This window comes from Paenibacillus sp. FSL K6-4396, assembly GCF_038002525.1.
GTDB classification, from domain to species: Bacteria; Bacillota; Bacilli; order Paenibacillales; family Paenibacillaceae; genus Paenibacillus; species Paenibacillus amylolyticus_B.
In genome coordinates this window covers 512,095-535,231 of the sequence record NZ_JBBOCR010000001.1, presented here as the reverse complement: position 1 = coordinate 535,231, position 23,137 = coordinate 512,095, and the positions used below count along the sequence as shown (strand labels likewise).

The window sequence follows — 23,137 nt, the reverse complement described above, 5'->3', positions numbered from 1 at the left end:
ATCACTGATGCAAAATCATCAGATTTAACTTTCTAACTTAGAAAGAACCTTTAACAACAACCTCAGACAACGGCAAACGTCCTGACGGGCGAGCTGGCTGTGCAGCTTTACCTACAGTAATCAACAACGTTGGCACAAATCGTGCAGGAATGTTGAATGTTTCGATCAGTTTTTGTGGATTATATCCACCGATTGGACATGTATCGTAACCCAGGGAGCGTGCAGCAAGCATAATATTTTGGGAAGCAAAAGATGCATTGCGGATCGCTTCATCGCGAGCGATTTGCGGACTTTGGTAAGCACCGTTGATCTGTCCAACCAATGCGTCACGAACCTCAGCAGTCAGTGCGCCTGCTTCAACAGCTTGATCGTAGATTACGGTGTTACGGTTTGCTTCCAAATCTCCAAGAACAGCAATCGTAACTGAACTTTCCACGATCTGACTTTGACCATAAGCAACTGGCAGCAATTTCGCTTTGTCTGCTTCGGATTCAATTACGAGGAATCTCCAGTGTTGCAGGTTCCATGAAGATGGTGCTTCCGCAGCTGCTGTCAGAATCGCATTGAGATCAGCTTCAGGCAATTCAAACCCTTTTTCGTACTTTTTGACAGCATGGCGTTCGCTAATAACGCGAAGTGTTTCATTTTTTTCAATGCCTGACATGTGTTCCACTCCCCAGAATCTAAATTGTTTATACTTCTTTACTTTCGCAAGGTGATCTTGAATTATACTCTATCAAGGATTTGCCTTCCGAAAATAACATCAGCGCAGACGATCTCTCCCCATCTGTGTTCACGTTATGCCCGGAATCGCCTGAGAACATCAATGGATCTTTCACCGGAGCACACGCCAATACCATAACTTGTCCACCACGCCTGACTAAACCAAAGCCATGTCATGAAGGAGCATTCGTTGTGGACTCCGTCAGGACTTCTCCTTTGCAGGCAATCCATTCAGCGACAAGGTTATCCCTTCCCCATGACCTATGCGCTCTTTCACATCTTGAATGGATATACGGTCAAAATAAGCGCTGAGCGCCTCTTCGCCTCCGTTATAGATGTTCCCCATCACATCCTGCATATTGGAAGATACCACGCACGATGAACCGGACTCCCCTGAGCACCAGTTGGGACCGAGTGAACCACCAGCTACCAGTCTGTACAATTCTCCCAGCTTGATCTCTTCACTTGGACGGCTAAGCAAGTACCCACCATGAGCACCTTCCTTGGTCGTCAGGTAACCATGCTTGCGCAGAACACTAAGTACCTTACGGACTCTGGCCGGGTGTGTACCCACACTCTGGGACAAATCTTCACTATTGGCCATACACTCATCTCTCATCGACAGAAAAACAAGACAATGCACCGCTATGGTAAATTCGCTGTTCATAACTTACTCCTTCCCGGCTTACAACACCGATGAACTCCAACCCAAGGTAAGTATAACTGTCATTATATGAATAACAGTTATGTTTGTCAACTTTCACCCAGCATGGAGATCAAACGTGATTTTTCCTGATATACCAATACTTACAGCTCATCAACATAATTAAGCTAGGATTAACATCCCGTCTTCATTTTAATCCAAAAAGAACAAAAAAGTGAGCCTTCCGCTACGCGAAGGGCTCCAATAAGATAGACATATGAAAGGGCTTACGTGATTATTATAATCGGTAATCTTCAATTTGAAAACGCTTTTTTTGTAAAGTGCATCATTATTTTAAATTTTTTTTATTTAAATAAAATGAACAACAGGTATTGCTAAAACTAATCCCATTAGTTATTATACTAATACCATTAGTTTTAAGGAGGGTTTAACGATGCGTATTACCCGAGAATTTGATGTAGTTCAAGTTACATTTTTTCCAAGACTCTTCCCTGTGAACGTATACCTGGTTGAAGAGGAAGATGGATTAACCCTGATTGATGCCGGAATACCATTCAGTCTTAAAGGGATTTTGGCAACTGCCCAGTCCCTTGGGAAGACCATTACCAAGATCATTCTGACTCACGCGCATAGCGACCATATTGGTGCATTGGATCATCTCACAGAAGCACTGCCTCAAGCCGAGGTCTTCATCTCCAGACGGGATGCCCGGCTATTGGCGGGTGATACTTCCCTTCTTCCCGGTGAGTCACAAACCCCGATACGCGGCGGGGTGCCTAAGCCCAAAGCGGTGCGCACCCAGCCAAACCACTTGCTGGATGAAGGTAACCAGATTGGTTCACTGGTCGCCATAGCCTCACCAGGACATACGCCGGGGCATATGTCCTTCATGGATACGCGCAGCCGCGTGCTCATCGCTGGCGACGCGTACCAGCTGCAAGGCGGCCTTGCCGTATCCGGCCGCGTGCGCCCGCTCTTCCCGTTCCCCGCGCTGGCGACGTGGAACCGCGAAGCGGCTCTGGCCAGCGCGAAGCGCCTGGCGGAGCTGGAACCGTCCGTGCTGGCTGTAGGCCACGGACGGATGCTACGCCAGCCCGCGGCCGCCATGCGCGTGGCAACCGCTGATGCTCAGCAGCGGTTTGATCTTGCCGGGGGGCAACTATGAGCCCCCGGCAAGGGCTGGATCGCGGCGCTCTGCTCAGCGCCGCGGCCCAGCTTGCTGACAGCGACGGCTTTCAGGCGCTGACACTGGCCGCGTTGGCACAGCGGCTGGATGTTCGCTCGCCATCGCTCTACAACCACATCAGCGGACTTCCCGGGCTTCGCCAGGAAATGGCGCTGATGTCCGTACAACAGCTCAGCCGCGCATTAACCGCGGCTACCGCTGACCGCACAGGCGACGATGCCATTCAGGCCATCGCTGCGGCATACATTGGCTTCGTCCGCGAGCACCCCGGGCTGTATGAAGCCTCATTTCATGCCCCTGATCGCGAAGAGCCACAGCTCGCCGCAGCCAGCACAGCCACGCTGGAGTTGCTGCTGCACAGCTTGCAACCCTACCCACTAACCGAAGCGGAAGCATTACACGCCGTTCGTGGTTTGCGCAGCCTCTGCCATGGATTTGCCTCCATTGAGGCACAAGGCGGCTTCGGCATGAACTTTGATCCGGACGAAAGTCTGCGTCTAACCGTATCCGCCTTCCTGCACGGACTCCGGCATCTTCACCAGGACTAGTATGGCACGTATTGCATCGTGAAAAGGACTGCAGAGGATCTGCAGTCCTTTTTACGTTACCCTTCCACACATTGCTCACTGACTAACTGAAATCTAACGAACTCCACACGTCCTATTTCGCAGAAAACTGGCAGCGGGACAGGAATAATGAGTATATTCCGTCATTTAACGTGTCTGTGATTCGTTATATTTACCAACCTACCAAATTAGGCCAAATAAGAGGTGCTGAGTTCGTTAGAATTTGCTACGTACAGTGCTTCAGATCACCTTGTCATAGACACTCGTCCACTCATCATAGCGGCACACGTCCAGACTCACATTGTGTTATGGACTCTAAATACGGAGTGTTCATGCTCCAAATTGCATTGATTATGCGGGTACCCTGTCTCTCAACCACACTTTTGCCGCTCACAACGACGCACTTCTCTATTATGTACATCTCCCGTTCCTCTCGAAAGGTGGAATGGACTTTAGCTTCCCTCTTTCCATCGAAAAGTTCTCGATAGCCTATCTATGGCCATTGCTGCCGTCCATCCTGCACTTCATTTAAAATATGCTTCATCACGGGCACGTACACCTTCCAGTAGAACATGTCCGGAATATCTTTCTGATCGGGCGTAAGCTTGGACCGGACGACCTCCCATCCTTTGATTCGGCGCCAGAAAGAATAATGCTTCATCTCTCCGAAGGACCCTGCCATGTAATAGGACCGATTATAGTCGTCATATCGGACAAGTGCAGCAAATTCCGCGGGAATTCCTGCACCCACCAGCTTCTGCTCGCCTTCCTTCGTCAAATCCGTCTTATACCAAGCCAATATGGAATCCTGCTGTTGCGGCAAAATGATATCGAACCAGCCATTGTAATGTATATCCTGGGTTATACCGCTCCAATCGCTGCCTTCCGGTGTAAATGCAACTTGTACATTTCCTGTCTTCACATCCGGACCTTTCTCCAGTACCATGACTTGTCCATCCATATGTATCAGCAGCATACCCGCTCCGGAATATGACCATTTCTTCTTCTCCCGCTGCTCATAATTCGCCCGAACCCACCGGGGGACTTCTTCTATACTTTGCAGATTAGATACCGATTTACCTTGCCATCCAGTGCTGTTCACTCCCAAGATGGGATACAGCTGCTCCTTGGTCATCTTCGAAGCCGTATTCGCCAATGCACTGTATTCGGCGACAATCGTTACCCCTTTATACGCAGCCTCGCGAATCTTCTGCGCATCATATATCGTTAATCCTTCATATATTCCGTCTTGTTTCCGTTCATTCTTGTGTGCAGACAGACTGCTCCGATTTGCCGTCAGATAGATCAGATCCGTGTCTGTCACCTCATCAGGCAGAAGTTGTTTCATTCGTGGAAGCCCGTCCTGAAGATCATAGCCGTAATAATCCTCTTCATACGAGTAGTATTCCCCTGTGTGCTGTACAATTTTCTGTTGATTCAAAAGCCAGACCAACCCCTTGTGCCCCTGATAGGACAAGTCCGGTCTGCTCTTGTCAATAATCATGATGTTCAGTGGAACAGGGGCCTGGGATTGCCACATAATCCAGGGGACAACCAGCACCACCGATACCACTGTAAAACAAGCCAGCGTCCACATCGTGGCTGGCCTGTAACTTTTTTTCATGAAGCGTCTTCCTCCTTGCTCTGTTCCAAGGTATTACCAGGATTGCCGTTAGATTACCCCAATCCATTCCTGATCTCCTTCTCCTTTTCCTTCCTCAATCCCATAGCCTGCAAAATGCCAAACATACGGAATATATTGTTCAGCGGTCTGAACCAGAACGTCTCCGAACAAGCATACAATAACAGACGCGTCACTGCTCTGGACGTGTACGCTTTGCGTGAACACCATACTTCGAACATTACCATACCAGCGGACAACAGTGAACCATAGAGCGTCAGCAGCAGAGCGAGAATGATGCATAGGTTGATATCCACCAACTGTAGCCCTATGCCTGCAATGAACAACAAAATCGCTCCCAGTTCCATCACAGGTCCCAACAATTCGATCAGAATAAAATACGGGATGGATACCATCCCCATCCAGCCATAGGCCGGATTGAAGATCATGCTCCGCTGAGTCCATAGACTGCTTGCAAGCTGCATGTGCCAACCGATACGCTGTCTACACAGTTGACGCCATGTACCGGGTACTTCTACCCTGCAGATCGGATCGGGAATATATATAATACGGCCACGTTCCTTGATCCGCTTCATATGTTTCTGTAACCGCATCACCAGTTCCATGTGAGCGACCTGGTCGTCGCGCTTGTAACCCCCAACTTCCAACACCCGGTTCTTTTTGAATACACCGAATACTTGGGCCGTAAATAAAAGCACATTAATATTGTAACGAACAAGTCCCACACCACCAATCAAAAAAGCACGCACGTATTCAATGGTCTGCATTACATGCAACGTACTGTCCGTAAGTCTTGTGCTGTTTTCCGTTAAATCTGTATGAGCCGTATTTCTGGGGGCCATAAGATCTAATCGTCCACTACAAGCAACGACCTCTTCTCCTGGGAGAGCATCCATAACGGGTTTCATAATCTTCACCAATGCATCCCGTTCCAGAAATGTCCGGGGTCCAACAGAGGCGATATAAGGATATTGCGAGATATTTAGACCTGCATTCAAGGAGTCCATTCGTCCTCCATACGCCTTATCGATCACAATCAGACGATGATGCAGCCTGGATTGGTAGACACATTTAATCTGAGCCGTCTCCTGGACGAGTCCCGAGTAATGAACTTTACTCCGAATGGGCATCAGATCATAGGTTGCCATTAACCGCGGCATTGTTGCATCCTCTGATCCATCATTAATGATAATAACTTCATAACGTGCATATTGAATATCCAATAGACAGTTAATTCGCTGTACGATCGTATCCTCGCTATTACGCATCGGGACAAGCAAAGATACCGCCGGAGCCAATTCTTCATCCAACATCTCATGATATTGCAGCGGGTCCAGATCCCTTCTCAGGATCAATGTACGAGCGGCAGCAACTACCAGAACACTGCACATCACAATCGCTAACACCAGATAGATAAATATACCCTCGTAACATGCTAAAACAAAACTCCGCAGCATCTCAATCCATCTTTCGTCCATACTGCATCCTTTCCAGCGTTTCTTCCGCTATCTGCCTTGCATATCTATCCGGATGGTTTACAGCCGTATCCCGAAGTTCGTCAATTCCCTGCTCGTACCGGGCAAGGGAATTCGCAGCTTCCTGTCGGATCTGAAAGGAAGGATCACCCATCATCACCTTCAGTCTAGGAATAAAAGCATCCGCATGAATAGTACCCATAAGCTGGGTCACTGTTAGTCTTTCAGTGCGTTGCCTCTCCTCACCAGATTCGTTCCATACCAGCAATAGCCCCTTCAGCAAATCTTCACGACCTCTGCCCACTTGAGCCAATGCCTGATACGCATTGGTACGCAGCAATGCATCCTCTCCAAGAATGAGCTTCTCCAGTAGAACAACAGCACCCTCCGTCTGGTCATCCCGAATACGAATGGCTTGGACGATATTACACTGGACTTGATAAGATACATCCTTGAAATGATCCTTCAAACGTGTCCAGGATGAATCGGTAAGCAACAGCAGAATCTGCAGAACCTGCGAATCGGACCATACATATTGCTCACGCAACAATTCCTTAACGATTCTGAAATAACCGGTTCTGGCATATATGCGTAAAATGATGAAACGTTCAAGCGGCGTACAGGAAGTAACCCGCAGCATATCCTCTAACCTGGGCAGAAGCTCCACCATATGAAACTGTTCAATATATAACAACGTGTTAACCCGTTCACTCCACTTTCCCGTCTTCAAAACCAATCGGTATGAGCTTCCAAAGACTTGCCAAGATAACAGACGAATTCGCAAAATCTCATGCTCTGCGGGACCTTGAGCGAGCCGTTGCAATAACAATTGCTGCAAAACGATCTGTTGATCTCCACTCATATTCAATAAGTTTACGCCAATTTCTCCCTCGTTCAGGTACCGCTGTAGAAATGAACCTTCTGCAAGTAATTCATGCATCAGTGCCGTCTTAACCTTTTCCCTGCGCCTACTGCTATATTTCATCCATAAGATGTAACCGTAGATAACCAGCAAAAAAGCTAGTACACTTGCACATACAAGGCTGACCACATGTACTAACCAATCTGTATTACCCACAAGCCACCCTCTATGATGTGAGCCGATAAGTATGATATACATCCATTGTTGTCCAATCATTGCATGATTTCCCCTTAATCGAATAAACAGCCTTACAACGGGCACAATAATACAAAATTTTCAAATACACCCTGTGAATACATATCGGGTATATGATACACTAAGCTTTCTATCGGCTTTCTGCGTTTGTGATATAATAGGAACTGAAAATTCCGGCAATTCGTACTGGGTTCCGGATCTCCGGATAACATATTATTCCAGAAAGAGGGAGTTCTACGTGGCTCAAATCAGTCCGTACTACCTGCAAATCGGAGCAACCGTGGGCATGCTCGTCATGGCACTGCTTGCCATCTTCATCCGCATGAAAGCCAGTCACAGACCGGTGACCATTCGCAAAATCCTTATTCCTCCGCTCGGCATGAGCACAGGATTTCTCATGTTTGTTGTACCGGAGACACATGTTCCTCTACTCTGGGCATTCATTGCGTTTCTGGTGGGCTGGTTCCTCTTCTCCTATCCCCTCATTCGCAGTACACGGTTTGAACGAGTAGGTGAAGAAATTTTTGCAACACGTTCTCGCAGCTTTGCTTTTATCTTGCTTGGATTGCTGGCCGTACGCCTGATCCTGCATGAAGTCATTCAGCGATATGTAAGTATTCCGCAAACAGGTGGATTGTTCTTCCTGCTGGCTTTTGGCATGATTGTACGCTGGCGTGTATATATGTACAAACACTACAAAGAAGTGCTGGTCGCCGAACACTAGTCACCCTACATAGACCACGCACAGATTTACAGATAAAAAAGACACGTTCTGCCGCACCCTTGGTGTGCAGAACGTGTCTTTTCGTTTTCAACCTAATTGTACATGTACATCGTTCGATATCTATTCCGGATCTGCAACCTTAACCAACTGCTTGCCCAGATTATCTCCAGAGAAGAGGCCCATAAAAGCTTCAGGCGTCTGTTCAAACCCGTCCACAATGTTTTCTTCATACTGGAGATGACCTTCCTTGATCCATTTCGCCAACTTGGCGCGGCCTTCCTTGAAGGATTTCGTATAGTCACCCAGCAGGAAACCTTTCATTAATGCTGTGTTTGTTAACAGCAACGTCTGTGGTCGCATCCCGATATCCGGCTTCTCCAGATTATAAGACGAGATCTGACCGCATAACGGAATACGTGCATTCCGATTGATGTGGCGCAAGACTGCATCCGAGATGTCCCCGCCCACATTGTCAAAGTAGACGTCTACACCATCTGGGCAAGCCCGTTCAATGGCCGCTGACATATCCTGCTCCTTCTTGTAGTTCAACACCACGTCGAAGCCCAGCTTTTCTTTCAAATAAGCGCATTTCTCATCAGAGCCTGCAATACCAACCACGCGTGCTCCCACAATCTTACCAATCTGACCTGCAATCATGCCTACCGCTCCGGCTGCTCCCGATACAACAACCGTTTCGCCGTCCTTCGGTTTGCCGATGTCCTCCATACCAAAATAAGCCGTCAGACCCGTCAGGCCCAGCGCACCCAGGTAAGCCGTGATTGGTGCTTCTTCGGTATCAATTAGCGAAAGATCGGCCGTGTTCACTGCGGCATATTGCTGCCAGCCCCACATACCGGATACGAGGTCACCTTTGCGCAGATTCGGTTCCGAAGATTCCACAACCTGTCCAATGGCCCCACCCTTAATCACTTCATTTAACGCGTAAGGTGCAGCATAGGATTTTGTGTCTTTCATGCGGCCCCGCATGTATGGATCAACCGACAAATATAATGTACGTACCAGGACTTGCCCAGCTTCCGGTTCAGGAAGAGGTGCATCAATGAAGTTGAAGTTCTCTCTGGAAGGGGCACCTTCGGGACGAGAAGCAAGTACGATCTGTTTATTTAAAGACACCAAAATTACCTCCTTGTTGCCAAGTGGACGCAAGGTTAACCCTTGTCAGCTGAGATCACTTACCACTGGCTCTGTGTTATCACTTCTTAATAGTTTAAACCGAAACAGGCGGTTCACAAACGTGGGCCGCCTTGAAATATGCAAATATCGTCACATTGTAGCTGCTTTTGGCTATTATTGTGCTGTCAAAATCACTGGACCATCCGCCGTAATCGCAATCGTATGTTCATACTGGGCTGATAGACTTCCATCCATAGTACGAGCAGTCCATCCATCTGAATCCAGCTTACTTCGGAACGTACCAATATTCAGCATCGGTTCGATCGTAATAACCATGCCCTCCTTGAGACGCGGACCCCGATGAGGCGGACCGTAATGAGGGACTTGTGGTTCCTCATGCATCTTCTCACCAATACCGTGTCCAATAAACTCACGCACAACCGATAGGCCTTCACCTTCTGCATACACTTGAATCGCATTGGAGATATCTCCGATCCGGTTGCCCACCACGGCAAGTTCGATGCCTTTGTAAAGAGATTTTTTGGTTACATCCAGCAGATGTTGTGCTTCCGGAGTCACTTCACCTACGGCATATGACCAAGCCGAATCCGCCAGCCAGCCATTTAGATTAACCACCATGTCGATGGTAACGATATCGCCGTCTTTCAGTGCATATTTTCCCGGAAACCCGTGACAGATCACATCATTAACCGACGCACATGTCGCATATTGGTATCCGTTATATCCCTTTTGTTCCGGCGTAGCGCCATTTTTCTTCATAAAAGCTTCTGCAAACTGGTCGATCTCCTGTGTCGTAATGCCTGGACGAATCATCTTTGCAATTTCTCTATGGCATGCGGCGAGAATTTCTCCGGCTTTTTTCATATATTCAATCTGTTCTTTGGTCTTTAATGTAATCATAATAACTACTCCTGTCCGTTAAAATCTTATCCTGTCCTCTATTGTAACGCTAAACGCTCAAAATAAAAAATTCCGTGCAATCAGCAACATCCTATTATACGCCAAGCTCCTGTCCAATGAATACAATTATCCATGAAAAAATCGAAACCCCTCCATATCTGACCACGTATATGCTTAAAACAGTTGAAGTCGAAAGGGTGAAAGCTCATGTTCAAGAAGATTATCGGCAAACTTATCGATTCCAAATCCTCATCTCACCGCAAACGTCATAGCTCCTCCGACAGGCGCTCCTATAAACGTCACAGCAGTTCCTCAGGCAAGCGCTCCTACAAGCGCTATTCTTCTTCGGATGTGAAATACCGGGACAGTCGTAGTGGCTCCGGGTATTACAAAAGCAGGAAATATAGCTCCAGCTAAGCGGCTCGCACGACTGCTTTTAAAGAGCAATGATTACACCTGCTTATTAGACGCTACAATAAATGAATATGTAATAAAGGGGTGTTCTATTAGCCGTAAATACGGATAACAGAACACCCCTTTATTGTTTCCATATAGTAAAAAGGAAAAAGACCCCTATAGATATCATACGAAGAGGTCACGGATAACAAATATAGGTCCGCCTATAAAGCTTATTTCATTGTAATTTCAGCAACACCTTCTCAATCTCTGCCTGTAACTCTGTCGCCCCACCCTCATAACTTGGCCGGAGTCCAAGGAGTCGCTCCAGCATCTGGTGCAATTCCGGCGTAAGCTTCAGTTCCTCCTGCCAACTGGCGGGTTCACGGCCCTTCTCTGGCTCATAAGCCGAATACAGCATAAAGAGAAGAAAGTGGCCGATATCCTGCAGATCATGATCCGGTGTAGCCGGTTCATCTTCAGGCTCAGGGACTTCACGCATACGTTGCTTTAGCTCCGGCAACAACGGCTCCCCCAAGCGTCTCGCCAGGCCAAAATCAATCAGATGCACCGTCCCTTCACGTAAAATAACATTGGGAATCCGCACATCTCCATGAATATATCCCTGCTCATGTACATGAGCCACCGGAGCCAGCAGTTGACCTGCCAATTCCAGACATTCCCGCTCCGTATATCGAAGACCTTGCTCAAATATGCAATCTTCCAGCGTCTGTCCACGAATATACTCGGTAACGATATAACTTCGTCTCCCGGATGTGAACACATCCAATAGATCAGGGATTGCCGGATGATGCAGAAGTCTCATCACGTCCGCCTCCCGCTCCAACAGGTGTGCAGAGAGTCTGCCCTTGCTAGGTTTGGACTCCTTCAACGCCACTTCCTTGCCGTTCTGGTCATCTGTACACAGGTATGTCAGCCCATAACTCCCCATACCCAGCAATTCCTGTATTGTATAACGCTCAGCAATGGTCGTGCCTTCTCGCCGAGGACGATCCGTCCATAGTCCGAGCAATCTTTGCCCAATTCGTCGCAGCTCCACAGATCCTCCCACGCCAGCTTCCTGATCCACTCAGTCTTTATCTATACTGAGCAGTTCGTTGCCAGTCTTCATGTTGTATGGAGCTTATTATATCAGGCCGATTATGCAAAATCACGATGAGCAAGAGCCTGTCATTCAAGCTTCCTTATGTTTCTTGGGCAGGAACCCAAACAACATACGCAGGGATACTCCTTTTGGTTTGCGTTTTCTTCCCTGGAAACTGCGCAGATTGGTTACGAGTTCACGATCCCGCTCCTCTTCCAGCTTCTCGTTCATCCATAGACGCTGTTTTTCCATCTGTTCCTGAAGAGCCATATGTGTATCAGCCAGATGCTGAAGCGCCAGCTCCAGTTCATCAACCCGCTGTTGCAGCAATTGTACCCGATCATCCTGCTGTTGTTCTACAGCACCATAAGTCACCTCACTTACCAGTTGCCCCAGACCTTCATAGGATCTCAGATTACCCATTATTTCAGGTTCTTCAGGGAATACGATTGACATTGATGTCGCTGCACATTCCGTCTCTGACAGACCTTCAACTCCCACCACCGGTACATCTACTTCTACTACAGCTACAGGTGCTTCAGGAGCCAATACAGTCACCACAGCATCAGCCAGGGGTAGATTATGCTCTCTGAGTTCAGTCATCAGGCGTTCAATGCACTCAATGTCGTCGGACTTGAATAGTCTGGATTTGTTGGCGGACCGTTCGAACCGGTATCCCTGTTCTTCCAGTGCCGCCGCATATTTACGAAGAGTACTGGCACCTATGCCCAGGCTCTTGGCCGTTTCCGTCGTTGCTCCTGCTTCTTCAATCATCATTAATTCCCTCCCGGAATGAAGTCTTTTGGGAATCAATTTCATATAACTTTAGTGAGTTATGAAATTGATTCTTGGATAAAAACATTATGGCTTCAGCGTTCCTTTATGGAACCGTCATCGGATCGGGGCAACCTGTCTCATGGATCAAGTATGTTTATCTTTTGCTTGTCCGTATGTATTCGTCAACTTCTCGGCAGATCCCTTTGGCGGTTTTGTTCTGTTTCTGCGGATTAATAAGAAGTTTTGTCAGGTATATGATCTGCACAAATAATACCCAATCCGACAACGAGCATGAATGCTGTCATGTCGAATGACACAGGTGCAAACGCCGTCAAATCATATGATTAAGAATTATTCATGTCAATTTTGTTAACTCATTTACTCCAATACGCTCCCGCGATAGCGGATATCATTGCTGTACAGCTTTTCTATGTGTTATCTTATGTAACGTAGAAGTGGATTCCAGCATAAAATAAAGGACTATACTTAACATAGGACGCGTAATTGAAGAATAAATATCAATCTAAATGGGGGCTGAACGGCAGTGTTAGGCAAATCAGGCAAAGTAGCGGTGATCGGGGCGGGTCTTGTCGGTTCGAGTTGTGCGTATTCCATGATTAATCAATCAATTTGCAGGGAAATTATGATGGTGGACCGGACGTATGACCGTGCTGTAGCTCAGGCATTGGATTTTTCCCATTGTATGGACTTCACACATAACCGCACCAAGGTATATGCAGGCACGTACGCCGATTGTGGCAATATGGATGTGATTATCTTAACTGCCGGGGCGAATCCCAAGCCAGGACAGACACGGCTGGATATTCTGGAGGAAGCGGAATCGATTGCCAAAGACATCGTGGTCCCGATCATGAACAGTGGATTTAACGGGATTTTTGTCGTCGCTGCCAATCCGGTTGACATAGTAACTTATATGGTATGGAAGTTATCAGGTCTTCCGCGTGAGCATGTCATCGGCACAGGCACGTCCATTGATTCTTCACGACTCAAAACGCTGCTATCTGAAGTCTTCTCCATCGATCCACGCAGTGTGCATGGTTATGCTCTCGGGGAGCATGGAGAATCCCAGTTCGTAGCCTGGTCCCATGTGACCATCGGTGGCAAACCGATTATGCACATTATGGATCAGCACAAGGAGCGCTTCAAACATCTGGATCTAGACGATATTGCACGCAAAACGAAAGATGCGGGCTGGGAGATCTTCACTCGCAAAGGCTCTACCCAATTCGGGATCGGCAATGCTCTCGCACATATCACTCGTTCCATCCTCAATGACGAACACAAAATCATCGCCGTATCGGCCATTCTGGACGGAGAGTACGACCAGCACAACGTTTGCGTCGGTGTTCCTGCAATCATCGGTGGCAATGGTATTCAAGAGATTATCGAATTGAATCTGGATGCAACGGAACGTGAGAAATTCAATAATTCCTGTGAAATCCTATCAGGTAACATCAATCGTCTGACATTGGTATAAGCCACTCGTATACAACTCCACTTTGTATGCTTCGGCTCAACTTCAAAAGCCTGCCAACGCAAACATGCCAATAATACTCCATGCGAGGAGTCTTATTGGCATGTTTGCGTTTATTATTTTTCACAGCCAGATGAATCAACTTCATAATACCTTCAGCTGCTTTAATCAAGGCTAGATAGAGATCAAAACGGTTCATTTCGTCTATATTTAGTTACATACAGAAATCTATTTTAATGAGTTATGAAATTGATTTGAGTAGTTGTTCAATTCGGTGCAAGTTGAGGTTCGTCCCTTGGTCCCCATTGCTGTAACACCCGCTTCAACTCACTTAGCATGACCGGTTTGCTAATAAAATCACGCATACCAATCTCCAGACAAGCTTCCTTGTCTTCACGTTTGGCATTGCCTGTAACTGCGATGATTGGAGGTATGCGATCCTGTGGAATTAGGCGGTGTAACAGGTCTGTCGCCTTCAATCCATCCATCACAGGCATATGAATATCCATCAGAACAATATCATAAGCATTCTGAGAGATGGCATCAATTGCCTCCACACCATTGGTACATACATCTGCGTGGTATCCGAGCTTCTCCAGATATTCTCGTAAAATCTTCCGGTTTACCGGATGATCCTCCGCCACCAGAATACGCATGGCGACCTTGTCACTCTGACGTGTGCGATCATGATGGAACTGACTTACTGTCTGTTCTGCTGAAGCATCTACACTCGCCGCAGGAACAGCAAACCGGAAGGTTGAGCCTTCCCCTTCTATACTCTCGACACTGATACTGCCTCCCATGATCTCCACGAGTCGCTTGGAGATGACCAGTCCCAGTCCGGTACCACCATACTTCCGGTTAATTACCGGATGCAGTTGAGAGAAGGACTGAAACAACTGATCCAGCTTGTCAGCCGGGATGCCAATTCCCGTATCTTGCACCGCAAAATCAAGAACGCTGTCTTCAGGCTTTCTGCCCTTAATAATATCCACGTTAACATCAATGCTTCCCTGATCTGTGAACTTGAGCGCATTGCCAACCAAGTTCACCAGAATCTGCCGGATACGTATGGCATCACCGACCATGAACTCAGGGATGCTTGGATTGAGACGATATCTGATCTCCAGATGTTTCTCATCTGCACGCGGTTTAAACAGTTCAGCAACCTGTTCCAGCATCTTGCGTAATGCGAATGGTTCATAAGCCAGTGCCATTTTCCCGGATTCCAGCTTACTGAAGTCCAAAATATCATTAAGGATGTTCAGCAAAGCATCGCCGCTGTCTCGAATAATCTCGGCATATTCACGCTGTTCTTCCGATAAATCGGTACCGATCAACAATTCTGTCATCCCCACGATCCCGTTCATCGGTGTCCGGATCTCATGGCTAACCATCGACAGAAATTCTGACTTGGCCTGAGCTGCCAGCTCAGCTGTTTCTTTGGCACGTACAATTTCGCGTTCGCCAGTTACATCATTGAACACAACCACCGCGCCCTGAATCTGTCCCTGTTCAATAATCGGCGTCACCTGATACTGCACCAGAAAGCTGCTGCCATCTTTACGCCAGAACACATCTTCCTTGATTGAACGTCTCTGTCCATCCAACACGGTCATGTGGATCGGACACTCTTCTTGTGGAAAATGACTTCCATCTGCACGGGTGTGATGAATGATGGGATGTGAGTTTTTGCCAATGAATTCTTTCGCCTCATAACCGAACATCGAAGCTGCTGCAGGATTCATAAACATGGTGATTCCATCCGCATCCAAACCATATATCCCTTCCGTAACCGTGTTGAGGATCAACTCATGTTGCTTGCTGAGCTCCTGAATCCGCTCCGTATATTCCTTGCGCTCGGTAATATCGGACACGATCCCATAGACGCCTACCATTTCCTTATCCACAATAATGGGCACATTTGTAACGGACACTTCAATCTTTCGACCTCTTGAATTGACAATTCGGGTCTCATAATATTGCGGTTCGCCTTGTTTCACCATTTCAAAATAATGTTTGCCGTTTTGTACTTCGCATTTATCCAGATTGGATAAAAAAGATTGGCCAATAAGCTTATTGCGCGGAATATCCAGCATTTGCACCAGTTTGCTGTTCACTGCGCTATATTTACCTTCCAGATTCAATGAATACACAGCTGACGGGTTATGTTCGAACAACGATCTGTATCGCTGACGGCTTTCCCGAAGACGTCTGTCCGCATCCTTATGCTGGGTAATATCCCTGCTGATGCTTACAATCTGGACACTCTTGCCACGCTCTCCAGCAACAGGTTTCGCCAATGTCTCCATCCAGATATAATGTCCCTTCTTGTGCAACACACGCATCTTGCAACCATTGCCGATCTTGGAAAGATCCATAGGGTCCGGATAATCTCCCGAATAACAATAATCCTTGAAGGACTTTCCTATGACTTCCTCCGGCTTATAACCCAGTAAGGTGTACACGGAAGGGGAAACGTATAATAACTCGCCATCCGTAGCACAAGTTGTAATCAGATCTTGTGCATGGTCAGCCAGCACCTGATATTTCTCTTGTGCCTCCTTAAGCTCACGTTGCACTTCCAGGATATCGGTAACATCTTTGGCAATGCCATAGATTCCTACAACTTCTTTTCCCTCCGTTATAGGCACATACGTGATCTCTGCCTGTTTCAGGGAACCATCTTTATGATAAAAAGTAATGGGATTACTGACTGAACGTCCAGCCAGTACCTCTTTAATATATTCTTTGCGTGAATTTTCACTGTCCGGAGGACAGATTTCACTCTGATTCATACGAATCAAGTCATCCAGTGTATACCCAGATATCCGCTCTACCGAGGGATTAGCATCAATATAGTTTCCATGGATGTCCATTACATAAATGGCATCCGGGTGGTTAAAAAACAGTGATTGGTAAGAACTTCCCTCAGAAATAATGCGCTTCAGGGTTTCCGTTTTATTAATATCCAAGGCTTACCCCTCTTTTCTCAGCCAATATCTTCATCTAACAGCAGGGATTAATTATCCCTTGCAAAAATGGGCCTACCCTCGAATAACCATGTAAGCCTGCCTAGAAACAGCTTTTTTTATTTTACCAGATTCTCGTCTCATTTTGCTTACAATCTATGATTCAATTCACATGATGTGTGAGGTAATACTTGGAATTTCGATATCACTTAGGAGCGTCTTCAAGAAAAGACAAGTTATACAAGGATCAATGTTAGCCTCTGACAACCTTGAAGTTCAATCCAAGTCAGGTGATTCTGGCGAATGGCTACACGCTTTTCTAAAGAACTCAGGACATCTTATTTGGCGTCCATGTGCCCTTTGTAAATTTTAAGGAAAACCAGACACGTTAATCCCCATAATCTCCTGAGATAAACGCTGCAAACGGTTGTTTCATTGGATATAACATGCCTCAGGTTCCTTAGATTGCTGAGATCACTTCAAATCCTTGAATAAGACTCCTCGGATTCGTTAGGGAGTTGAGAGGATGAACCCGCCCCCCCCGCCTGAAACAAAGTTTCTCAAAGAAAGAGAGATAATCCGCCCTTATGATGCCTCGATATAAAATTTTACGATACATTTTGTATCGTAAAGGCTATAATCTTTAAAAAAAGTTTTTTGACTACGGAGAGGACGGATGAATCATGCTGCCCAACAGAGTTAAAATTGCTTACGGTAAACTAAGAGGTTTAGCCATCTTTGGTAAAATCCAGCCCTCAATGGGCCTACTGCCACGAATCAGGGGTAAGGTTTATCTGAATAAATTGGGTGATTTGCAAGTAGGAAAACGACTTAACATCATAGGCAAACCTTGGGGAACCCAGTTAACTGTGGTCAAAGGTGCACGATTAACCATTGGTGATGACGTCATGATTAATGCAGGTGTGGGGATTGCCGCTAACGTTGAAGTGACCATCGGCAATAACGTCATGATTGGTCCTCGAACAAGCATATTCGACAGTGCCTACCACCGAATTGACTCGCTGGATGACGGGAGCCAGACTGCCAAGCGGATTGTGATTCAGGATAATGCCTGGATTGGTACAGGTGCACTCATTCTGCCGGGAGTGACTATTGGCAGAAATGCAGTCGTGGCAGCAGGAAGCACGGTGACCAAAGATGTACCCGAGAATACACTTGTAGCCGGAGCGCCGGCCAAAATCATTCGGGAACTGACCATTCATGATGGTTGGGTCAGACATTAGAAAAAAATCCCCTCAAGCTCACATACAATAGAACGTTGCATGTTTTGCTTAAAAGAGGATCTTGGTCATAGGATAACTAGGCATATATTTAATTATTCAGATTTCTTTTTTGGCAAAATACATCATGCCGATTCCAATAAAAATAACAGCACTGCCTCCGACGACCGCCAGCATCGTCATCAGTGGCACGTTGTAGGCTCCGAAACCCGCGCCGTCCACGGGTGTCATCAGAATCATCGGTTGTGCCCACGGATAATACGGCCCATACGTCGCCGAGTTTACAATGAGAATATTCGGTATGGTCAGTGCAAAATTCAGTGCGAGTGGTGCGGCAAAGCTACTCCACACCAATGAAACGAACATCTGCAGGGCAGCCAAGGGTACACAGGCCAACAACCCAAGCAGTAGTTTGCCCACCAGGAATCCCCAGGGTATCTCCATCGTAATGCCATGGATCATGCCTGCCAGCAAAATGGATATCAGCAACAACACTTGTGTACCCGCCAGAAGCATGAGTACAATCGTCAGTTTGCCAGCATATACACCTGAACGTGTGAGCGGCAAAACCAGCATCTGCTTCCACCCTCCTCCCGCATGTTCGAAACGGCAGACAAAGGACGTAAACACGCCAGTCAGCATCGGCAAAAGGAGTAATCCGTGTAAGAAGACCATGGTGCCCATCAGCACCTGCCAATTCCCCGATGGAGTGGACAACAGTCCGATGAGCAGTGCAATAAGTGGACTTAACAGAATCAGGAGCCATATGGGTGATTTGCCCATCTTCAACCGCTCAGCAGACAAAATTCGAAAATACGTTGTCGCAAAGCTCATATCAGGCCACATCCTTCCGGCTAAAATGCACCATACCCAACAACAGGATCAAGAGCCCCAGACCTGCCCCCATGCCTGCATACAGATATGGATTAGGTCCATTCCAAGCCATCTGTGCCCAAGCAAGTGGAAAATACGGTGAGATACTGAGCGCAAACATGCCTGTTATCGCGAGAACAATTCCCAGAGTGACGGGAAGCGCCTGATTTTTATTCACCATTGTGAGCCATAACTCCAACGACAACACGGGAAGCGCACCAGCTAAAGGCAACAGCCCCAGCTTAATGGCATGCGTCCAAGGGATCTCACTGGCATGGAATCCGAGGATCAGACCCAGACCAACAATTCCTGCGGTTAGCAGCAGGCAGGAGATCACCAGCAGCACACAAGCAAGCAGGAACTTGGCCAAATACACGGCTGGTCTGGGAATGGGCATCGCAAGCAACTGTTTCCACGATCCCTGTTCATGCTCGACATTAGCAATCATGGAGCTGAGAATGGTTGCTCCCAGCATCAGAGACAAGGGCACAAAGACAACCACATTGCCGAGCAATCCGCCCCACAGGTTATCTGCATACTGCTCTTTCAGATAGTCCAGCCGTAAGCCAAAATTAAGCGCCTGCATCGCTGTCAATCCAAGAGGGGCCAGAAAGATAAGAAACCAGATCCCTTTCCCCCGAATCTTGAGCCAGTCTGACGATAATGCACGCCCGGTCATATGGAAGCCCCCTCGCCAATGACACGCATGAACAGATCTTCCAGCGACTGACGCTGTTCCTCTACACGATACACATCATGATCCTGCTCAATTAATCGGCGCACAAGCAGTGCCACTGAACTGTTATCCATATAAGGGAACGTTAATGCAGAACCTTGTTGCTGACCAAATTGTCCCTGTTCTCTCGCCAGCTTCATAGCCTCTTCCGGCTCGGAAACCGTTAACCGGATAGAGCTACCCGTCTGACTATGCAGACTTGCGATGGTATCCTGAAGCACCATCTTGCCTTCACGGATAATACCAACACGACTTGCCATCTGTTCGACTTCACTCAGCAAGTGGCTGGAAACCAGAACGGTAATGCCATGTTCCAGAGGCATACGTTTGATCAGTTCCCGAATCTCCTGAATACCAGCCGGATCGAGCCCATTCGTTGGTTCGTCCAGAATCAGCAACTCCGGTTCACCCAACAAAGCGCTGGCAATACCCAGACGTTGCTTCATCCCAAGGGAGTACCCCTTCACCGAACGTTTGGCATCCTTGGTCAGATCTACAATGGACAGCACTTCAGCAATTCTTGATTTGGGTACATTGATGATGCGACGCAAAGTTTCCAGATTCTCTACTGCGTTCAGATGTCCGTAATAGGACGGGTATTCGACCAAGGAACCCACACGGCGCAAGATATCCATGCGATCCTTGCGGATATCCTTGTCGAAGAGACGGATCACGCCTTTGGTTGGTTTAATCAAGCCGAGAAGCATGCGAATCGTTGTTGTTTTGCCGGCACCGTTGGGACCGAGGAAGCCATAGATATCTCCCTTTTTAATATGCAGATCAAGTTCACGGACCGCTGCACGGTCCCGGTATGTTTTCCATAGATTAGCCGTTTGAATAATATTTTCACTCACTGTATGATCACCTCGGAACTATCGTAACCTTCCAAGGTTAAAGCCAAAGTAGTCTCTAGTTTAAGTTTAGTTTAAAAAAGCTATTTCAGCGGTTTGTTGTTTCCCTGTTTCCCCTTACCACTGTAGATATATGTCTGGACACCCGTCTCGGAACTGTCTACCCGCTTGCGCAGACCCATCTCACGAATCAACAGGTCTACAATGGATAAGCCTAAACCTGTGCCTTTTGTGTCGGAATTCGGTTGCATTCCCGGACCCCGATCCTGAATAATGATGGCCGTCTCACCCTGAATCTCCTGGGTTGATATGCCAATATATTTCCCGCTGGCAGCATGACGAATTACGTTCTGGAACAGATTATCGAGAATACGGCGCATGCCTTGTTCATCCATATGCCAGATTAATGGTTCCTCTGGCAGGTCAATATCAATCTCAAATTGCTCTTTCTCCCAGACCGGGTACCAGGCGGCCGCCGTTTCCCTGACGATCCGCAGTATATCTTTCTCTACCAGCTTCAGTGTATATTTCCCACTCGTGAGCAAATTGTAGGATAACATGTTGTCAATGAGCCCGCCGAGGTCCTCCATCTTTGCTTCCATGCGATGTAATGAACGGTCACCTTGCTCGCTCAGCTCTTCCTTGTGCAAAGCATGCATATGTCCACGAATCACCGTTAGCGGGGTACGCAGATCGTGAGAAAGCCCCGCAATGAGACGCTTGCGCAATTGTTCCTCCTCGCGTTCACGGTGACGGCTATCGGACAGTTGATGCACCATCTGATTGAAGGATTCCTCCAGTTGACCGATCTCGTCTGACCGGCGGATATCTACCGGAAGCGGGAGGCCTTCCTTGCCTGTGGTCATCATGGCCGTCTGCAAACGAATAAGTCGTTTGCGAATGCGTGCGAAGAAGAGAATCGACATAATGATGAAGATCAGAAAGATGAGGGTCATTACGATACCAAGATACAAGAGTTCCATCGGCCAGTTACTCTGATTCATTTGCAGAAGTGATCGCGGCACTTCAATGACCATGAAGCCCTGCCCCTTGTCCTTTTCACCTCCGCCGATGTATGTAACTACGGTTAGCGGATCGCGAAAGGATGCTTCTTTCATGAATTGCACCGTGTTGCTCACATTCCATATGGCCGGAATTCGAGTCTCTGCCGTTTGCCCGGTGTCCAGTGACCATCTCAATGTCGTGTCTGTCCTGCCATCCGGGGATGTGGATTTCTGAATGTTTACATCCTCACCACCGATAATGAAGAGGGTCTCACCGCTCGCATTCACACGATACATGGAAGACTTGGGATACGATGCATGTAATTGCTCCAAACGGGCCTTAACCTCCTCATCTGAAGCACCATTCAGGTTCTCTGCTTCACGCGACCAGAGGTTACTAATCCGAGTAACGTCACCATAGGGTGCCGCTTGATTCGTGTTCGTGTTATTCACTACGACAACATATAGGATGGATATAATCGGAAGAACGACGGGCACGAATAATACTGCCGCTAGAATCAGGATGATATATCTGGACATCAAGGACCGCCCGAAGCGTAGCTTGCGCCGCCCAGACTGCTTTTGACCCGCGCTTCGTTCTCCCTTCCGTTCTGACTTCATCGTCTTCCGTTCTCGGAACCGCCGGATCATGGCTTCTTCACGCGATATCCCACACCGCGGACTGTCTGAATAATTACCGGATTGGCCGGATCAAGTTCCAGCTTCTCACGTAGATGTCGAATATGTACCATCAAAGTCTTGTCTCCATCCAGATAGGGCTCGTTCCAGACGGCTTCATAGATCTGCTCTTTGGTTCGAATCATGCCCATATGTCGTAGCAGGTAGGCGAAGATGTGGAACTGTTTTCCCGATAAAACAATCTCATCCCCCGTCTCCTCATTGACGATGCGGTTATCCTTCTCATAGATGGAGAGATGATCCAGCTTCAGAGCTGTATCCGATGAGACCGCAGTTCCCGCCTTACGCAGTTGGACCTCAATCCGGGCAGCCAGTTCATCGGGGTGAAATGGTTTTGTTACATAGTCATCGGCAAAATCGAGACCATGCAACTTGTCGTCAATGGACGTTCTGGCCGAGAGCATGACAATGGGCACCGCGGGATGTTCTTTTTTCAGTCGCTGGCCCACCGTAAATCCATCCAGCCCGGGCAGCATGACATCCAGAATAATGAGTGAGCAACCGACAGCAGCCTCCGCTGCACCTTCACCACTGCCGAGCCATACCACCTCATAACCGCGCTCCTCCAGATCGGCTCTGACCCAAGTCGCAATTTCCGTATCATCTTCAATATATAACAGTTTGGTTTTCATTCGAATAGTCGTTTCCTTTCTGCCCCCATTGGGTTAATGATATATCTGAGCATCATCATAATAAAAGCTGTCTATAACAGATGGATTCATATCTTGTTGAAACCATATTGAATTCCTTTACGTTACCACACATTCTAATTATAGCTTATCCATTAACGTGGGGAATGTTATATCAATCAAATCTACCAAGTACATATTATACCT

21 protein-coding genes are annotated in these 23,137 nt (G+C 47.4%); 6 read left to right on the top strand and 15 right to left on the bottom strand.

Features of this window, described 5'->3' with window-relative positions; genetic code table 11:
* Window positions 1–37: 37 nt before the first annotated feature.
* Window positions 38–664, bottom strand: a complete 627-nt coding sequence (locus MHB85_RS02550; RefSeq protein WP_076215923.1) for a nitroreductase family protein — start codon at window positions 662–664, stop codon at window positions 38–40.
* A 261-nt stretch (window positions 665–925) separates the two neighbouring features.
* Window positions 926–1,390: an RrF2 family transcriptional regulator gene (locus MHB85_RS02545; RefSeq protein WP_091018507.1), complete on the bottom strand. Its 465-nt coding sequence runs from the start codon at window positions 1,388–1,390 to the stop codon at window positions 926–928.
* Between the two features lie 430 nt (window positions 1,391–1,820).
* On the opposite strand from MHB85_RS02545, the gene MHB85_RS02540 reads away from it, so the two are divergent.
* Together MHB85_RS02540 and MHB85_RS02535 are read left to right on the top strand one after the other, a co-directional pair.
* Window positions 1,821–2,552, top strand: a complete 732-nt coding sequence (locus tag MHB85_RS02540) for an MBL fold metallo-hydrolase (RefSeq protein WP_192135532.1) — start codon at window positions 1,821–1,823, stop codon at window positions 2,550–2,552.
* Window positions 2,549–3,121, top strand: a complete 573-nt coding sequence (locus MHB85_RS02535) for a TetR/AcrR family transcriptional regulator (protein ID WP_091018503.1) — start codon at window positions 2,549–2,551, stop codon at window positions 3,119–3,121. Before MHB85_RS02540 ends, MHB85_RS02535 begins: the two co-directional genes overlap by 4 nt.
* Window positions 3,122–3,632: 511 nt before the next feature.
* Here the strand turns inward: MHB85_RS02535 and MHB85_RS02530 are convergent.
* The 3 genes from MHB85_RS02530 to MHB85_RS02520 are packed head-to-tail and all read right to left on the bottom strand — an operon-like array spanning window position 3,633 to window position 7,394.
* On the bottom strand, window positions 3,633–4,763 hold the full coding sequence (locus MHB85_RS02530) for a hypothetical protein (RefSeq protein ID WP_105601490.1): 1,131 nt from the start codon (window positions 4,761–4,763) through the stop codon (window positions 3,633–3,635).
* Window positions 4,764–4,816: 53 nt separating this feature from the next.
* The gene (locus MHB85_RS02525; protein WP_105601491.1) at window positions 4,817–6,259 is read right to left on the bottom strand and encodes a glycosyltransferase family 2 protein; all 1,443 of its coding nucleotides are present in this window, start codon (window positions 6,257–6,259) and stop codon (window positions 4,817–4,819) included.
* Window positions 6,240–7,394, bottom strand: a complete 1,155-nt coding sequence (locus tag MHB85_RS02520; RefSeq protein ID WP_105601493.1) for a HEAT repeat domain-containing protein — start codon at window positions 7,392–7,394, stop codon at window positions 6,240–6,242. Before MHB85_RS02520 ends, MHB85_RS02525 begins: the two co-directional genes overlap by 20 nt.
* 217 nt (window positions 7,395–7,611) lie before the next feature.
* Here MHB85_RS02520 and MHB85_RS02515 point away from each other — a divergent pair, with 217 nt between their 5' ends.
* Window positions 7,612–8,097, top strand: a complete 486-nt coding sequence (locus MHB85_RS02515; protein WP_176873064.1) for a CcdC family protein — start codon at window positions 7,612–7,614, stop codon at window positions 8,095–8,097.
* Between the two features lie 120 nt (window positions 8,098–8,217).
* Here MHB85_RS02515 and MHB85_RS02510 read toward each other — a convergent pair whose 3' ends face one another.
* Both MHB85_RS02510 and map read right to left on the bottom strand, forming a co-directional pair.
* Window positions 8,218–9,231 carry an NADP-dependent oxidoreductase gene (locus MHB85_RS02510; protein ID WP_091018496.1) on the bottom strand — a complete coding sequence of 338 codons (1,014 nt, stop codon included), beginning with the start codon at window positions 9,229–9,231 and terminating at the stop codon, window positions 8,218–8,220.
* 174 nt (window positions 9,232–9,405) lie between these two features.
* Window positions 9,406–10,152, bottom strand: coding sequence for a type I methionyl aminopeptidase (gene map, locus MHB85_RS02505; RefSeq protein WP_091018494.1), 747 nt, complete (start codon window positions 10,150–10,152; stop codon window positions 9,406–9,408).
* A gap of 207 nt (window positions 10,153–10,359) precedes the next feature.
* On the opposite strand from map, the gene MHB85_RS02500 reads away from it, so the two are divergent.
* A complete protein-coding gene (locus MHB85_RS02500; protein ID WP_074093270.1) occupies window positions 10,360–10,569 on the top strand; it encodes a hypothetical protein in 210 nt (69 codons plus the stop codon).
* A 217-nt stretch (window positions 10,570–10,786) separates the two neighbouring features.
* On the opposite strand, the gene MHB85_RS02495 is transcribed toward MHB85_RS02500, so the two are convergent.
* Complete coding sequence (locus MHB85_RS02495) at window positions 10,787–11,638, bottom strand: serine/threonine protein kinase (protein ID WP_146117112.1); 852 nt, start codon at window positions 11,636–11,638, stop codon at window positions 10,787–10,789.
* A gap of 105 nt (window positions 11,639–11,743) precedes the next feature.
* On the bottom strand, window positions 11,744–12,430 hold the full coding sequence (locus MHB85_RS02490; RefSeq protein ID WP_105601496.1) for a hypothetical protein: 687 nt from the start codon (window positions 12,428–12,430) through the stop codon (window positions 11,744–11,746).
* Window positions 12,431–12,974: 544 nt separating this feature from the next.
* Between MHB85_RS02490 and MHB85_RS02485 the strand changes: the two genes are divergently transcribed.
* Complete coding sequence (locus MHB85_RS02485) at window positions 12,975–13,928, top strand: L-lactate dehydrogenase (protein ID WP_091018489.1); 954 nt, start codon at window positions 12,975–12,977, stop codon at window positions 13,926–13,928.
* Window positions 13,929–14,191: 263 nt separating this feature from the next.
* On the opposite strand, the gene MHB85_RS02480 is transcribed toward MHB85_RS02485, so the two are convergent.
* Window positions 14,192–16,900, bottom strand: coding sequence for a PAS domain-containing hybrid sensor histidine kinase/response regulator (locus MHB85_RS02480; RefSeq protein ID WP_091018487.1), 2,709 nt, complete (start codon window positions 16,898–16,900; stop codon window positions 14,192–14,194).
* A 680-nt stretch (window positions 16,901–17,580) separates the two neighbouring features.
* On the opposite strand from MHB85_RS02480, the gene MHB85_RS02475 reads away from it, so the two are divergent.
* Window positions 17,581–18,141 carry an acyltransferase gene (locus tag MHB85_RS02475; protein WP_101314919.1) on the top strand — a complete coding sequence of 187 codons (561 nt, stop codon included), beginning with the start codon at window positions 17,581–17,583 and terminating at the stop codon, window positions 18,139–18,141.
* A 96-nt stretch (window positions 18,142–18,237) separates the two neighbouring features.
* Here MHB85_RS02475 and MHB85_RS02470 read toward each other — a convergent pair whose 3' ends face one another.
* From MHB85_RS02470 to MHB85_RS02450, 5 genes are all read right to left on the bottom strand, one after another.
* Entirely contained in the window at window positions 18,238–18,972 is a 735-nt protein-coding gene (locus MHB85_RS02470) for an ABC transporter permease (protein WP_091018485.1), read from the bottom strand.
* 1 nt (window position 18,973) lies between these two features.
* Complete coding sequence (locus MHB85_RS02465) at window positions 18,974–19,690, bottom strand: ABC transporter permease (RefSeq protein ID WP_210110014.1); 717 nt, start codon at window positions 19,688–19,690, stop codon at window positions 18,974–18,976.
* Entirely contained in the window at window positions 19,687–20,601 is a 915-nt protein-coding gene (locus tag MHB85_RS02460) for an ABC transporter ATP-binding protein (protein ID WP_105601499.1), read from the bottom strand. The genes MHB85_RS02465 and MHB85_RS02460 overlap by 4 nt, the downstream gene beginning before the upstream one ends.
* Window positions 20,602–20,681: 80 nt before the next feature.
* Window positions 20,682–22,223: a HAMP domain-containing sensor histidine kinase gene (locus MHB85_RS02455; RefSeq protein ID WP_341072324.1), complete on the bottom strand. Its 1,542-nt coding sequence runs from the start codon at window positions 22,221–22,223 to the stop codon at window positions 20,682–20,684.
* A 26-nt stretch (window positions 22,224–22,249) separates the two neighbouring features.
* Window positions 22,250–22,933 carry a response regulator transcription factor gene (locus MHB85_RS02450; protein WP_105601503.1) on the bottom strand — a complete coding sequence of 228 codons (684 nt, stop codon included), beginning with the start codon at window positions 22,931–22,933 and terminating at the stop codon, window positions 22,250–22,252.
* Window positions 22,934–23,137 lie beyond the last annotated feature (204 nt).

Bases quoted from the DNA above. Each gene is read 5' to 3' on its own strand.
- MHB85_RS02550 (WP_076215923.1), bottom strand. From the start codon at position 664: ATGTCAGGCATTGAAAAAAATGAAACACTTCGCGTTATTAGCGAACGC.
- MHB85_RS02545 (WP_091018507.1), bottom strand. From the start codon at position 1,390: ATGAACAGCGAATTTACCATAGCGGTGCATTGTCTTGTTTTTCTGTCG.
- MHB85_RS02540 (WP_192135532.1), top strand. From the start codon at position 1,821: ATGCGTATTACCCGAGAATTTGATGTAGTTCAAGTTACATTTTTTCCA.
- MHB85_RS02535 (WP_091018503.1), top strand. From the start codon at position 2,549: ATGAGCCCCCGGCAAGGGCTGGATCGCGGCGCTCTGCTCAGCGCCGCG.
- MHB85_RS02530 (WP_105601490.1), bottom strand. From the start codon at position 4,763: ATGAAAAAAAGTTACAGGCCAGCCACGATGTGGACGCTGGCTTGTTTT.
- MHB85_RS02525 (WP_105601491.1), bottom strand. From the start codon at position 6,259: ATGGACGAAAGATGGATTGAGATGCTGCGGAGTTTTGTTTTAGCATGT.
- MHB85_RS02520 (WP_105601493.1), bottom strand. From the start codon at position 7,394: ATGATTGGACAACAATGGATGTATATCATACTTATCGGCTCACATCAT.
- map (WP_091018494.1), bottom strand. From the start codon at position 10,152: ATGATTACATTAAAGACCAAAGAACAGATTGAATATATGAAAAAAGCC.
- MHB85_RS02500 (WP_074093270.1), top strand. From the start codon at position 10,360: ATGTTCAAGAAGATTATCGGCAAACTTATCGATTCCAAATCCTCATCT.
- MHB85_RS02490 (WP_105601496.1), bottom strand. From the start codon at position 12,430: ATGATGATTGAAGAAGCAGGAGCAACGACGGAAACGGCCAAGAGCCTG.
- MHB85_RS02475 (WP_101314919.1), top strand. From the start codon at position 17,581: ATGCTGCCCAACAGAGTTAAAATTGCTTACGGTAAACTAAGAGGTTTA.
- MHB85_RS02470 (WP_091018485.1), bottom strand. From the start codon at position 18,972: ATGAGCTTTGCGACAACGTATTTTCGAATTTTGTCTGCTGAGCGGTTG.
- MHB85_RS02465 (WP_210110014.1), bottom strand. From the start codon at position 19,690: ATGACCGGGCGTGCATTATCGTCAGACTGGCTCAAGATTCGGGGGAAA.
- MHB85_RS02455 (WP_341072324.1), bottom strand. From the start codon at position 22,223: ATGAAGTCAGAACGGAAGGGAGAACGAAGCGCGGGTCAAAAGCAGTCT.
- MHB85_RS02450 (WP_105601503.1), bottom strand. From the start codon at position 22,933: ATGAAAACCAAACTGTTATATATTGAAGATGATACGGAAATTGCGACT.